The organism is Ligilactobacillus salitolerans (assembly GCF_003864415.1).
GTDB lineage: Bacteria > Bacillota > Bacilli > Lactobacillales > Lactobacillaceae > Ligilactobacillus > Ligilactobacillus salitolerans.
This window is the reverse complement of record NZ_BFFP01000052.1, coordinates 1-13,768: the sequence shown is the minus strand read 5'-3', so window position 1 is coordinate 13,768 and position 13,768 is coordinate 1. Positions and strand designations below refer to the sequence as shown.

The window sequence follows — 13,768 nt, the reverse complement described above, 5'->3', positions numbered from 1 at the left end:
AAAAATAACTCTTTGTCAGGAAAGGCTTGCCTCCCCCGGCACAGCCTTTCCTGACAAAGAGAAAAAGCAAAGACACTGACTTAACAATTGAGAAAAAAGAAACCCCATCTAAAAGATAGAGTTTCAGAGACCATCAACACTATTTGACGTAGTCCCGATTTAGTCAGGTTAAGTGGTTAAGTATTATAAATTTAGAGTTTAAGGAAGCGGCCCATGGATAAACCAGCACCTAAAGCACCGATCCCCACTCCGATCACAGCCAATAAGAGGTCGATCTCGATCAAGAACGTATGCGGGACTAACAATGACATGTTGGTTCCCCGTAAAGAAGCAGAGATGACCTTGTACATCCAGCCATAACTAAAATCAACTGCCAGAATTGGAAGCAATGATCCGAATAGTCCGGTCCAGGCGCCTTCCAAAATAAAGGGCCAACGAATATAACTGTTAGTGGCACCAACGAGTCGCATGATCGAGATCTCATTTTTGCGGGATAAGATCGTCAACCGAATTGTATTAGAAATCAAGAATACAGCAACGAAGAGAAGCAAGATACTGATAATGATCCCCCAACGCTTGACGCCAGAGACAACTTTAAACAGCTTTTTGGCTGATGCGCCGCCATACTGTGCCTGGTAAACATGGTCAAGTTTTTCGGCAGTGTGAGCAACTTTGATCGTATTCTTAGGCTGGTCAGTCTTAACAACAAAAACATCGTATAAAGGATTATCATCACCGGAGAAAAGGCGGAATTCCTTACCATAAGCTCCAACTACATTAGATAATTCTTTCTTGCGACTGGAAAAGCTGATACTTTTAACGCCTTTGACCTTGGCCAGTTCCTGCTTGAGTTCTTTTTGCTGCGGTGCCGTGGTTTTACGGTCGATAAAAACCCGCACTTCAACATCGTTTTCAATGTCACTGGCAACTTTATTGACGTTTAGCAGGATCGAAAATAAAACTCCGACTAAAAGCAATGTTACTGTGACAGCTGCAACTGCTGCCGCAGTCATCCAGCCGTTTCGTTTCAGATTACGCAAACTTTCAGTTAGATGACGTTTTAAAGTTAACTTATTCATTCTCGTAAACTCCCCCTTCTTGGTCACGGGTTAGCTTACCAGCTGAAATTTCTAGGACCCGGTGTTTATGTTCATTGACCATGTTGCTATTATGTGTTGCCATCACGATAGTCGTCCCATCCTGGTTGATATTTTCCAAGATATTGATAATTTCTTCAGAAGTATCAGGGTCCAAGTTCCCCGTTGGCTCGTCAGCGATCAAGATCCCCGGGCGGTTAGCGATTGCACGGGCGATCGCCACACGCTGCTGTTCGCCGCCTGAGATCTCATTTGGAAAATTCTGGGCTTTGTCCGATAACCCGACAAGTTTTAAGACCTCGTTAACTCGTTTTTCGACTTCTTCAGGCTGTTTTTCAATCACCTGCAATGCATAAGCAATATTTTCAAAAATAGTCAAACGCGGCAATAACTTGAAGTCTTGGAATACGATCCCAAGTTCACGCCTTAAAAAAGGAATTTCTTTATTGGTGATGGCTGCTACATTATAGTTATTAACGCGGATCTCACCAGAAGTGGCTGTCAAATCATGATACATTAATTTGATAAAAGTCGACTTACCGGCACCACTTGGGCCAACGACATAAACAAAATCGCCTTGGTTGATCCGCACCGACAAATGGTCAGCACCAAGGACCCCATTTCCATAGTCTTTCACTACATTTTTAAATTCGATCAAGAGAACATTTCCTCCACATAATTTTTCATACTTTTTCAGTATACCATTATTCATTTGCCAATTAACAGAACATTATTATTACAAAAAGATTGCATAAAAAACAAGCCGACTTGCGACTTGTTCTTGATGTATTGCACCCTGTTTTACTGTGGATTTTCTTGTTGCAGCTTCCACTGCAGATAAGCATTGATAAACGGATCGAGGTCGCCATCCATGACAGCCTGGATATTCCCTGTTTCATGATCAGTGCGATGGTCCTTGACCATTGAATAAGGGTGGAAAACATAAGACCTGATCTGCGAACCCCAGCCAATATCAAGCTGTTCGCCTTGGATCTGAGCCCTTTCCTTTTCTTTTTTCTCCATTTCCAGCTGATAAAGTTTAGCTTTCAGCATTTTTTCTGCTGTTGCCTTATTTTGAAACTGCGATCTCTGGGCTTGACTAGAGGTCACCAATCCAGTCGGGATATGGATCAAGCGCACTGCTGAAGATGTTTTATTGATATGCTGCCCACCGGCACCAGAAGAGCGAAAGACTTCCATCTTCACATCTTCAGGACGTAGATCAACTTCAACATCATCGGATAGTTCCGGCATCACATTCACTGAGGCAAATGAGGTATGGCGACGTCCGGCTGAATCAAAAGGAGAGATCCGGACCAAGCGATGGACTCCCTTTTCACTGCGTAAATATCCAAAAGCATTGTCACCAGAGATCAGTAAAGTAACACTCTTGATCCCTGCTTCATCACCTTCCTGATAGTCGACAGTTTCAACACTTAATCCGTGTTGTTCCGCCCAACGGTCGTACATGCGTAACAGCATCGCTCCCCAGTCTTGTGATTCCGTCCCGCCTGCACCGGGATGGATCTCCAAGATAGCATTATTCTGGTCATATTTTTCATTCAAAAGCAGTGTCAGCTGATATTGTTCCATCCGATGACTAACAACTGGCATTTTTTCTTCCAACTCCGCAGAAATATCTGTATCCGTCGGATCTTCTGTTGCCAGTTCAAGCAAGACATCAAGTTCCTCAACGCTTTCCTGCAGGTTGTGAAAATTATCATACTTGCTTTTTAAACTGTTATTAGCGTCGATCACAGCTTGAGCTTTTTGGTTATCATCCCAAAAGCTTGGATCTGCCATCTTATCTTCATTGTTAGCAATTGATTCTTTCAGACCTTCGAGGTCAAAGAGACCCCCTAAAGTCTGTCAGTTGGTTCTGTAAATGATTGATCTCGCGTTTGTAATCGCTGATTTCCATTCTTAGATCCCTCCTTCTTATGGTGAACAGTATTGACCAGCCAGCTTGCACCAGCTACGGTCCTGCTCCCAAAAAAACGGGCCTCGGCTTGCAAGCGCCTAGCCCGTTTTGAGACTTATTAACGTTTAATATTTTGACGGATCTCGGCTTTCAAGAAGAGACGAGTAACATCATATTCGATGTTAGCAACCATTTCCTCAAACATCCGATAACCGTCTGACTGATATTCAACCAGTGGATTCAATTGGCCGTATCCACGTAAACCGATCGATTGACGCAGCTGATCCATTTCATCTATATGATCAGTCCAACGACTATCAACGACTCGCAAAACAACAACCTTTTCAAACTCCAAAATCTGACTTGGATCGTATAATTGTTTTTCTTTTTCCTGATAATTTTCTTCGGCACTCTTCATCAGGTAGTCGATGATCTCTTCAGGCTTTTTGCCTGCTAGGTCGTTGACTGAAATACTATCTTGATCAACCATCACGGCAACTGCAAAGTCGACGATTGCTTGCAAGTCCCAGTCTTTTCGTTCGCCCTGAGTATGAACTTGCACAGTATGCGCAACTGTTCGTTTGATCATTGACATGATGACAGGCTTTAAGGACTCATCTTCCATGATGACTTGCTGACGCTGAGCATAGATCACTTCACGCTGAGCACGCATAACATCATCATATTGAAGAACTTGCTTACGAGTATCGTAGTTATTACCCTCGACCCGTTTCTGAGCAGATTCCACCTGCTTAGAGATCATCTTCGATTGAATAATTGCATCATCGTCTTCAACTTTCATCCTGTGCAAAAGATCCTTGATCCGATCAGAACCGAAACGCAACATCAGATCATCTTCCAAGGACAAATAAAATTGTGTGACACCAGGATCGCCTTGCCGCCCTGAGCGTCCGCGCAGCTGGTTGTCGATACGGCGTGACTCATGACGTTCGGTCCCAATGACAGCTAAACCGCCCACATCGGTCACACCAGGTCCCAATTTAATATCAGTCCCACGACCAGCCATGTTGGTTGCGATCGTAACTGCTCCTCGCTGACCAGCGTTAGTAATAATATCAGCTTCTTTGGCATTGTTTTTAGCATTCAATACCGCGTGCGGCACGCCTGCTTTGTCGAGTAAAGCAGACAAATATTCGGAAGTTTCGACTGCGACCGTCCCCACTAGGATCGGCTGGCCGGCTTCATGACGCGTCTTGATATCTTCAACAACGGCATTAAATTTACTAATTAGGGTCGGATATAAAAGATCTGGCCGATCATCACGAATAACTGGTTTATTGGTCGGGACCCCAACAACTTCCATGTTGTATATTTCACGGAACTCTTCTTGTTCGGTTTTCGCCGTCCCAGTCATCCCGGCTAACTTCTTGTACATTCTAAAGAAGTTCTGGTAGGTAATATTGGCCATTGTCTTGGTCTCTTCCTCGATTGTGACCCGTTCTTTAGCTTCAATGGCCTGGTGCAAGCCATCCGAATAACGCCGACCGTCCATGATTCGTCCGGTAAATTGATCAACGATCAAAACTTCGCCATCACGAACCACGTAATCTTTATCATTGATCATAATATAGTTAGCACGCAAAGCATTATCCAAATGATGATTCAACGCAGTGTTATCCGGGTCAAATAAGTTGGTTAACCCGAAATACTTTTCGCCTTTTTGAATCCCTTGTTCGGTCAAAGAAACAGTCTTAGATTCCAAATCGACTTTAAAATCTTTTTCTTTAGTCAGAGTTTTTGCAAACCTGTCTGTTCTAATATAGAGCTTAGTCGAACCTGTTGCTTGACCAGAGATGATCAGCGGTGTCCGGGCTTCATCGATCAAGATCGAGTCCACTTCGTCGACGATTACAAAGTTCAGCGGCCGCTGAACCATATCATCCTTATAAACGACCATGTTGTCTCTCAGGTAATCAAACCCTAGCTCACTGTTAGTTGAGTAGGTGATATCAGAGTTATAGGCTGCACGTTTTTCCTCTGCAGAGATACCATTGACATTCAAGCCAACTGTCAAGCCGAGCCAATTATATAATTCGCCCATTTCAGTCGCATCGCGTGAGGCTAAATATTCGTTGACCGTAACGACATGCACACCCTGTTGCGCTAATGCATTCAAGTAGACTGGCATCGTCGCCGTCAATGTCTTACCTTCACCAGTCTTCATCTCAGCGATGTTGCCTTCATGTAAGACGATCCCGCCAATAATTTGCACATGGAACGGATACAAGCCAAGAACGCGCCGAGCCCCTTCACGTGCGACCGCAAAAGCTTCCGGCAAGATGTCGTCCAAGGTCGCGCCATCCTGGACGCGCCCTTTCAGTTCCGGTGTTTTAGCCTGCAGTTCTTCGTCAGACATTGCCTCCATATCGGCAGCAAAAGCTTCAACTTTTTCAGCAATCTTATCTAACCGTTTCAGTTCTCTTTTATCGCTTTCAACCCATTTTTTCAGGACATTTGCCATGAAATAATTCCCTTCTTTAACTACATAATTCAGTTCAAATATTTTTAAGCTTTAAGTTACAATACACTAAATTACATTTTAGCATTGTTAAATACAAATGAAAACAAAAAAGTTAGCTCTTTGCCATGTCCTAAGTACCCGCAACACCATTGCAAAGCTTGCGGTTTCTGAGCTTCAAATTGAGCTCCTAGTCTCGCTCCCCTCTTTTTTCTCAAAAAAACAGGGGAGCACTTCGCATGCTCTCCTGCAGTTAACTGATCAATTCAATTATTGTCCTGCTTCGATCAAACCGTAGCGTCCGTCATTGCGGCGGTAAACGATGTTGACCCCTTCTGTTTCCGAATCTTCATAGATAAAGAAGTTATGTCCCAGCATTTCCATTTGTAAAACGGCTTCTTCACTATCCATCGGTTTTAAAGCAATATTTTTAGTCCGGACGATTTGAATATCGTCTTCATCTTGTTCTGGTGCAGGTTCAGCCGCCGTCGGCTGTTCGAAATCGAGACCTTTAAAGCCTTTTTCCCGTGATTTACGGTTGATCTTTGTCTTATGCTTTCTGATTTGCCGCTCAAGTTTATCGGTTACCAAATCAATACTGCCGTACATATCAGGTGATGTTTCTTCTGCCCGCAACACTAAGTACGGCAACGGGATCGTTACTTCGACCTTAGCATTTTTGTCGGAGTATACCTTCAAGTTAACATGAGCAGTTGAATTTGAGGTATCTTCAAAGTACTTCTCCAGCTTGGTAAGTTTCTTTTCAACATACCCGCGTAAAGCTGCTGTCACCTCAATATTCTCACCACGTACGTTGATTTTTAACATGGTCAACCTCTCCTTTCACAACTGGAAATTTAACTTCCAGTGGGTGGATATCTGAATTTTCAGATATCTCATCTACAAATCAATTATAATAGAAAGCGGTTGAATAAACAAATTTTTCTCTTTTTACCGGTGAAAATATTTAAGAATTTGTTCGCTTAACGCGCTAGCGTCAGGGAATGAACGGCACCCGCCCCGTGCTCTTGCAAAATATGTTTAGCGTGGTACAAAGTCCTGCCTGTGGTATAAATATCATCAACTAATAGGATCTCTTGACCATTTAAATCTTTTTTCCCAGCATAGACAAACGGCTGCCTGGTTTCCATCCGGGCCTTGCGTGTCTTGGTGGACTGTTTGACCCGTTCTTCTTTTTGGCGAAACGCTAACAGCTGTAAAGCATTGAAACCGGCAAGCAGTCCTTGGACCTGGTTAAAACCGCGTTTGCGCTTTGTTTGCTCATCCACTGGGATCAAGACTAGCACCCTATGGGGATCACTTTTTTCCTGAACAAATCGTGAAAACTGGTCTTGAAACACCAAACGAAAGCGATAATCTCCTGCAAATTTATAGCGCTGCATATAATCTTTCATCGCTTGGTCGTAGCGGTATAGTGCCCGGTTATTCAACAATTCCAACTCCCCCATCTTGGACCAGCGCTGACAGTCCGGACACAAATCTTCATTTTTTTGCAGCCGGCCGCAACCCGGACAAACCATTTGACCACGCAGTGTTTCAAACTCCTTTTGACAAGCAGGACACACAACCGGTAACTGCACAGGTTGTAAAGACAACAGCCATTCTAAAGTTAACGGCTGAAAAATTGAACAGCCGCAAAGCAAACACTTAGCCATTTAAAAGCTTCATCCCCTTGTAATTCATTTCATTGATCTGGTGGAGCGCCATTTTGACATTTTTGGCAGGATCAGAACAGATAAAAACCACATCTCCGTTCGGACGCTCCTGATCACGTCCCACTCGGCCGGCAATTTGAACCAAGGCGGCAGCAGAAAAAGTCGGCTGATCGGCTCCAAGGACCATGACGTTTAGTCGAGGAAAAGTGACCCCACGCTCGAGAATGGTGGTCGTTACCAGATAATTTAACTGATGGCTGCGCAATGCCTGGACTTTGTCGATCCGGGCTGGATCGGCTGAAAAAACGGTTGTCCCTTGATATTTTGGGCCGACGACCGCAGCCACAGCCTGTAAAGTTGGCTGAAGCAGCTTGATTTGGGGAACAAACACCAAAAAAGGCAATTTTTCCTGACTCCAAGCTCGTAAAAGCCGCCCGACTTTTCGCGGCAAGATCCCGCCGGTAATTTTTTTCTCCCAAGAACCCTGAAGAAAAACGCGCGGGAGCGGCAAAAGATGCTGGTGAAAACGTAACGGCAAATAGGATACAGCCAGCTGATGCTGTTTGACCCGCTTTAGCAGCTGCGCGCTGGGAGTTGCGGTCAGATAGACCATTGTACTTTGTTTTTTACGAGCACGCTGCGCCGCTTGCTCTAGGATCTGGTTGTTGGCAAATGGAAAAGCATCGACTTCATCGATCACCAATACATCGAATGCTTCTTTAAAGCGTAATAGTTGATGGGTCGTACAAATCGTCAATTGGCTATAGTGATAGGGAAGTGAACTATGTCCATGTAAAAGCACCGGCAAACAACCAGTAAAAGCCGCACAGATCCGGGGGTACAATTCGTTGCAGACATCAACTCTCGGAGACGCCAAGCAGATCCTTTTACCCTGCAGCAAGGCTTTTTCTAGTGCAGCAAACAACATTTCGGTTTTACCGGCACCAGTTACCGCCCATAATAAATATTCGCCCGGCCGGTCAACTGCTTTTTTCATCTGAGCAGAACTTTCTTCTTGCCAAGGTGCCAGACTTCCTTGCCAGCTCAAGGGAGAATGCTGCATGGGAGGAAATGAGTTAGGTTCTGGTAAATGATATAATTGAGCCGTTGACGTCACCCTGCCCAAGAGAATGCACTCTGGACAGTAATAGCCTCCATTTGGCAAAATGACCTCGTGTTTGGGGATTTTTGACAAGCAGCGTTGACATTTTATATAGTTACCTTGTTCTACCATCGCAGGATAAGCAGCGTCTTTCAGCAAAACACGCAGATCCGCCGGGATCTCTTCTTCCAGCAGGACTCTGCCATACAAATCGGCCAGCTCCATTTTTACCACCTCATAGTATATATACGCAAAAAAATCAATTTTTAGAGAGGAATTTTCAAATGCAGCCATATTTAACCGTCAAAACTGCCGGAAGCTTTGAAATAGATATCAAAAAATCACGTTTTATCTGTAATATCGCGCGGACTGAAACTCAAGAAGAAGCGGAAGATTTCATTGCCCACATTAAACAAAAACACGCCTCGGCAAATCATAACTGTTATGCGTATGTCTTAGGCATGAAAAACGAGGTCGTCAAACAAAATGACAACGGTGAGCCTTCCGGGACCGCCGGTAAACCAATATTAAACGTCTTGCAGCAATTAGAACTGCGAAACGTCACCGCCGTTGTGACTCGTTATTTTGGCGGGATCAAATTGGGAGCTGGCGGTCTGATCAGGGCTTACAGCAACTCCACCTCTCAGACGATCGAACAGCTCGGTATCGTTGCCAGACAGCCGCAAACAGAAGCTGCGATCACCATCGCCTACCCGTTGCAAGGAAAATTGACCAATTTTTTAGAAAAACAGCAGTTATCCATTATAGATACACAATTTACCGATCAAGTGACCATCACAATTGCCATTAATACGGCAGATTATGCAGCCAAAACCGCAGCAATCAACGACTTTTTAAATGCCCAGGCAACTTTTACCAAGGGCCAAGAAAAATATCATGAGCTGCCGTGGTCAACTAAAGATCAGCCACCCAGATATTAAAAAAAGTGTTTCCGCAGAAACGACGGAAACACTTTTTTTCTCACTATTTTTTCAAATGGTAGTTATAGGTCGCCACAATGATATTCTCACGTGTATTAAGTGAGTTCCGCAACCGAAGCGCAGTCTGGTTATGCAAAATATTTTGCCAAGGCTTACGCGGTACAAATTGCGGAACTAGGACTGTCACTGAATCATTGCGTTCAGAAGAGTTTTTCGCGATCACATCACAGAAACGAACCACCGGTGTCACAACAGAACGGTAAGAAGAATGCAGATCGACGAAACGAACCTCTGGAAAGGCTTGTTTAAATTCATTAGCCGTCTCGTGTTCTTTTTTAGGATCAGTGTCAAAAGAAACATGCATTGCGATCACATTTTTACTGATCGAACGGGCGTAATTGATTGCGCCAGTCGTTACGTGAGTCACAGAACTGACCAAAACAACGACGGTCGAGCCCGTATAATCATGCAGCTGCTGAACTTGGGCATTGACCCGCAACTGTTCGGCGACTCGTACATAATGCTGTCTGATCCGATAAAAACCATACAGCAAGACTGGCATAATGATCAGGTATGGCCAAACATTGGAAAAATGCAGCCAGAATAGAAAAACGACCAGTGCCAAGGAAATCGCAGCACCTAAAAAGTTAAAGCTGGAATTTAAGATCCAATGCTTGCCCCGCTCGCGGAACCAGTGAATGATCATTCCTGACTGCGAGAGCGTAAATGGGACAAAAACGCCAACAGCATATAACGGGATCAAAAGATTTGTCTGTCCATGGAAGATAAAGATCAAGACGATAGCCCCAAGAGCCAAAGCTACGATCCCATTTGAATAGCCCAGACGGTCCCCTTTATCCATGAACATATGCGGCATATATTTGTCTTTGGCTAAGTTGTATGCCAAGATCGGAAAAGCTGAAAATCCAGTATTAGCTGCCACAGCCAAGATCATCGCGGTCGAAAGCTGTAAAAGGTAATAGAAGACTCCATGGCCAAAAATGGCGGAACCGATCTGGGAGAGAACAGTCTCTTGGCTGTTCGGTAAAATACCCAAATAGAAACTCAAAAAGGTAATACTTGCAAAAAATACTGCCAAGATCAAAGCCATGATCGCTAAAGTGTTGCCAGCATTTTTCCTGCGCGGCCGTTTAAAATTCGGAACTGCATTACTAATTGCTTCAACCCCCGTTAAGGATGAAGACCCCGCCGAGAATGCCCGCAAGAATAACACCAGAGTCATGCCCTGAACCGGTGCTCCCAGATCAGCCGCTGCACTGTAATGGATATTGCCTGTCGCGATATTGACCAGACCCCAGATTATCATCACCGCGATCATGACGACGAAAAGATAGACCGGCACAGTGAGGAATGATGCTGACTCGCGCATGCCGCGCAAATTTAATGTCATAATAAAGATCACGATCAAAACTGCCAGTAAAACAGCATGCGGCCGCAAAGCAGGAATGGCAGAAGTGATCGCCTCTGTTCCAGAGGTCACTGAAACCGCCACGGTCAGCATATAATCTACCAGAAGCGAGCCTCCGGCCATTAAGCCGGCCCCTGCACCCCAATTTTTGGTGGCGACCACATAAGCTCCCCCGCCTGAAGGATAGGCATGAATAATCTGACGATAAGACATCGTGATCGCAAAGAGCAAAATCAATACGATCGCAGCCGCAGGCACGGAATACCATGTTGCAGCGGCTGATAAAACCAATAAGGTAGTTGTGATCTGTTCAGTCCCATAAGCAACTGACGACAATGCGTCTGAAGAAAGTAATGCCAAAGCCTTAAATTTAGTTAGAGCTTGACCGCCCTCATCGTTAGTTTTCAAAGGTTTGCCGATCAGCAAACGTTTTAAGTAACGCCACATATTATTTACTCCTTTAGGCCTAAATTTAATTTCCTGATTAAAATAGCTTAATTCTACACCATATTCAAAAGAAAAAGAACTTTGCAGAAAACATATTTATGAAAAGACTTTTTCAAAATGCGAATCTTATATTACTCCATTCAAACACCAAAGTGCAAGCTTTTGTTGCATCATTTGGCAAAGAGTTTTGCAAAGAGATCTTGGCCAAATGATGTCCGCATATTTTTGGCGTGAGAGATCACTACTGATAATTGAAGAAACAAGCAGCTTGAAAATAATTCTTCCCACAAAAAAAGCCAGGAGCAAGCTCCTGGCTTTTTACGATCCTGATTACATCATACCGCCCATGCCGGCACCTGGTTGTTGACCAGCACCTGCATTGTCTTTTTCATCTGGTTTGTCAGCTACAACAGCTTCTGTTGTCAACAACAAAGCAGCAACGGAGGAAGCATTTTGCAAGGCCGAGCGGGTAACTTTAGTTGGGTCAACGATCCCAGCTTTGATCATGTCTTCCCATTGACCATTGGCAGCGTTAAAACCGATCCCCGGTTTCTCGCTCTTCAATTTCTCAACGATCACGGAACCTTCAAGCCCAGCATTAAATGCAATTTGGCGAACTGGTTCTTCCAAAGCACGCTTAACAATGTTGATCCCTGTCTGCACGTCACCGTCTTCTTCTAAAGCAGCAACCTTATCGATCACATTGATCAAGGCTGTTCCGCCACCCGGAACGAAACCTTCTTCAACAGCGGCACGAGTTGAGTTCAAAGCATCTTCGATCCGATACTTACGTTCCTTTAATTCAGTTTCAGTTGCAGCACCAACTTTGATCACAGCAACGCCGCCGGCCAGCTTAGCCAAACGTTCCTGTAACTTCTCGCGGTCAAAGTCAGAGGTTGTTTCACTGATCTGTTTTTTGATCTGTGCAACACGTTCTGTAATTTGATCCTTGTTGCCAGCACCCTCAACGATCGTGGTGTTTTCTTTGTCAACAGTGATTTTACCTGCAGTCCCCAATTGATCGATCGTTGTATCTTTCAATTGCAAACCTAAATCATCAGTAATGACAGTAGCACCAGTCAAGATCGCAATGTCTTGCAGCATTTCTTTGCGACGATCGCCAAAGCCTGGGGCTTTAACAGCAACGACATTGAAAGTCCCGCGGATCTTGTTGAGAACCAATGTTGGCAAAGCTTCGCCTTCGATATCATCAGCAATGATCAATAAAGGACGGCCTTGCTGCACGATATTTTGCAGTAATGGCAAAATGTCTTGAATATTAGAGATCTTCTTGTCTGTGATCAAGATGTATGGATTGTCCAAGTTGGCTTCCATTTTATCTTCATCAGTCACCATATACTGTGACAAGTAGCCGCGATCAAACTGCATCCCTTCAACAACTTCGAGTGATGTATCGATCCCTTTTGACTCTTCGATCGTAATTACACCGTCATTGCCGACTTTTTCCATCGCTTCAGCGATCAAATTACCTGTTTCTTCACTGGCAGAGGAAACGGCAGCAATTTGGCTGATATCGCTCTTTGAAGAAACATCATGCGACATTTCATGCAATGCTTCCACAGCGGCTCTAGTTGCCTTGTCGATCCCGGTTCTGATCCCAACAGGGTTAGCACCGGCGGTAACATTCTTCATACCTTCTGTGACAATAGCTTGTGCTAAAACAGTAGCAGTTGTCGTCCCGTCACCAGCAATGTCATTAGTTTTAGAAGCAACTTCTGCAACTAACTTAGCACCCATGTTTTCAAAATGATCTTCCAATTCAATACTCTTAGCAATTGTTACACCATCGTTAGTAATGGTTGGGGAACCGTATGTCTGTTCCAAGACAACGTTCCTGCCCTTAGGACCGATCGTTGATTTAACTGTATTCGCTAATTTATCTACACCTGCGAGCATCTTAGCCCGTGCATCTTCAGAAAATTTAATTTCTTTAGCCATTAATTTTTCACCTCATCAAAGAATTAGAGTTTCAGCTTGTTAAAGTTATTCTACAACGGCAATAATATCGTTAGCACGAACGACCAGATACTTATCGCCTTCATAAGTTACTTCAGTTCCAGCATATTTATCATAGACTACTGAGTCCCCAACTTTAACATCTGGGACACTCTTTTCACCATTGTCAAGGGTACGACCTGCACCCACAGCAATCACTTTGCCAGTTTGCGGCTTCTCTTTAGCATTACTTGCTAAAACGATCCCACCAACTGTTTGTTCTTCTTCCTCAGTCACTTCAAGGATAACTCTGTCTCCTAATGGTTTCAGCACTCTAGATCCCTCCAATTTTCTTTTTTAGCACTCACTATCGTTAAGTGCTAATTCAATTACAGTTATTATCATAAACACTTTATTTCCAATTTGCAACCCTTTTTTATCACTCTGCCTCCCGGAGTGCTAACTTTAATTATTTTTTTAAATATTTCTTTTGAAGGTCTAAGCTGGAGTTTGGCCGCTCACTAAGTGTAAAGTTTTGGTTGGTTTTAAAAAATTAGGGCTTTTTCTTCTAGTTTGAAAGTTCACAATGTCGTGCAGGCTAAAAATAGTGCTTGCTTAACACCAAAAAGGACTATTATCCTTATACATGTAATCAGCACAAAACATGAAAAGAGGATAATAGCCCCATGAATAATATTGTAGCTGAATTAGTCAAAATTT

At 43.9% G+C, this 13,768-nt stretch carries 11 protein-coding genes; 1 reads left to right on the top strand and 10 read right to left on the bottom strand.

The genetic code is table 11. The features are described 5' to 3' along the window. Nucleotides 1–191: 191 nt before the first annotated feature. The 7 genes from ftsX to LFYK43_RS11190 form a co-directional block, all read right to left on the bottom strand. Complete coding sequence (gene ftsX / locus LFYK43_RS11220) at nucleotides 192–1,079, bottom strand: permease-like cell division protein FtsX (RefSeq protein WP_124978337.1); 888 nt, start codon at nucleotides 1,077–1,079, stop codon at nucleotides 192–194. Continuing rightward, nucleotides 1,072–1,755, bottom strand: a complete 684-nt coding sequence (gene ftsE / locus LFYK43_RS11215; RefSeq protein WP_124978335.1) for a cell division ATP-binding protein FtsE — start codon at nucleotides 1,753–1,755, stop codon at nucleotides 1,072–1,074. The genes ftsX and ftsE overlap by 8 nt, the downstream gene beginning before the upstream one ends. Nucleotides 1,756–1,898: 143 nt before the next feature. After that, a protein-coding gene (prfB, locus tag LFYK43_RS11210) for a peptide chain release factor 2 (RefSeq protein ID WP_124978333.1) occupies nucleotides 1,899–3,018 on the bottom strand; the annotation gives its coding sequence in 2 pieces (ribosomal slippage) (nucleotides 1,899–2,945 and nucleotides 2,947–3,018; 1,119 coding nt in all). Between the two features lie 118 nt (nucleotides 3,019–3,136). Next, nucleotides 3,137–5,500, bottom strand: a complete 2,364-nt coding sequence (gene secA, locus LFYK43_RS11205) for a preprotein translocase subunit SecA (RefSeq protein ID WP_124978331.1) — start codon at nucleotides 5,498–5,500, stop codon at nucleotides 3,137–3,139. A gap of 267 nt (nucleotides 5,501–5,767) precedes the next feature. Then, nucleotides 5,768–6,325, bottom strand: coding sequence for a ribosome hibernation-promoting factor, HPF/YfiA family (hpf, locus tag LFYK43_RS11200; RefSeq protein WP_124978329.1), 558 nt, complete (start codon nucleotides 6,323–6,325; stop codon nucleotides 5,768–5,770). Between the two features lie 155 nt (nucleotides 6,326–6,480). After that, complete coding sequence (locus LFYK43_RS11195; protein ID WP_124978327.1) at nucleotides 6,481–7,173, bottom strand: ComFC family protein; 693 nt, start codon at nucleotides 7,171–7,173, stop codon at nucleotides 6,481–6,483. Then, nucleotides 7,166–8,500 (bottom strand): ATP-dependent helicase ComFA, encoded by a 1,335-nt coding sequence (locus LFYK43_RS11190; RefSeq protein ID WP_124978325.1) that lies wholly within the window; start codon nucleotides 8,498–8,500, stop codon nucleotides 7,166–7,168. Before LFYK43_RS11190 ends, LFYK43_RS11195 begins: the two co-directional genes overlap by 8 nt. Before the next feature lie 59 nt (nucleotides 8,501–8,559). Between LFYK43_RS11190 and LFYK43_RS11185 the strand changes: the two genes are divergently transcribed. Continuing rightward, nucleotides 8,560–9,216 carry a YigZ family protein gene (locus LFYK43_RS11185; protein ID WP_124978323.1) on the top strand — a complete coding sequence of 219 codons (657 nt, stop codon included), beginning with the start codon at nucleotides 8,560–8,562 and terminating at the stop codon, nucleotides 9,214–9,216. 43 nt (nucleotides 9,217–9,259) lie between these two features. On the opposite strand, the gene kimA is transcribed toward LFYK43_RS11185, so the two are convergent. The 3 genes from kimA to groES all read right to left on the bottom strand — a co-directional run bounded on the left by kimA (nucleotide 9,260) and on the right by groES (nucleotide 13,381). Next, nucleotides 9,260–11,092: a potassium transporter KimA gene (gene kimA / locus LFYK43_RS11180; protein WP_124978321.1), complete on the bottom strand. Its 1,833-nt coding sequence runs from the start codon at nucleotides 11,090–11,092 to the stop codon at nucleotides 9,260–9,262. 330 nt (nucleotides 11,093–11,422) lie between these two features. Then, nucleotides 11,423–13,051, bottom strand: coding sequence for a chaperonin GroEL (groL, locus tag LFYK43_RS11175; protein WP_124978319.1), 1,629 nt, complete (start codon nucleotides 13,049–13,051; stop codon nucleotides 11,423–11,425). Nucleotides 13,052–13,096: 45 nt separating this feature from the next. Further along, nucleotides 13,097–13,381 (bottom strand): co-chaperone GroES, encoded by a 285-nt coding sequence (gene groES / locus LFYK43_RS11170; protein WP_124978317.1) that lies wholly within the window; start codon nucleotides 13,379–13,381, stop codon nucleotides 13,097–13,099. Nucleotides 13,382–13,768: the final 387 nt, after the last annotated feature.

What these genes read in the sequence shown, in the direction of transcription:
- ftsX (WP_124978337.1), bottom strand. Translation starts at nt 1,079, where the DNA reads ATGAATAAGTTAACTTTAAAACGTCATCTAACTGAAAGTTTGCGTAAT.
- secA (WP_124978331.1), bottom strand. Translation starts at nt 5,500, where the DNA reads ATGGCAAATGTCCTGAAAAAATGGGTTGAAAGCGATAAAAGAGAACTG.
- hpf (WP_124978329.1), bottom strand. Translation starts at nt 6,325, where the DNA reads ATGTTAAAAATCAACGTACGTGGTGAGAATATTGAGGTGACAGCAGCT.
- LFYK43_RS11195 (WP_124978327.1), bottom strand. Translation starts at nt 7,173, where the DNA reads ATGGCTAAGTGTTTGCTTTGCGGCTGTTCAATTTTTCAGCCGTTAACT.
- LFYK43_RS11190 (WP_124978325.1), bottom strand. Translation starts at nt 8,500, where the DNA reads ATGGAGCTGGCCGATTTGTATGGCAGAGTCCTGCTGGAAGAAGAGATC.
- LFYK43_RS11185 (WP_124978323.1), top strand. Translation starts at nt 8,560, where the DNA reads ATGCAGCCATATTTAACCGTCAAAACTGCCGGAAGCTTTGAAATAGAT.
- kimA (WP_124978321.1), bottom strand. Translation starts at nt 11,092, where the DNA reads ATGTGGCGTTACTTAAAACGTTTGCTGATCGGCAAACCTTTGAAAACT.
- groL (WP_124978319.1), bottom strand. Translation starts at nt 13,051, where the DNA reads ATGGCTAAAGAAATTAAATTTTCTGAAGATGCACGGGCTAAGATGCTC.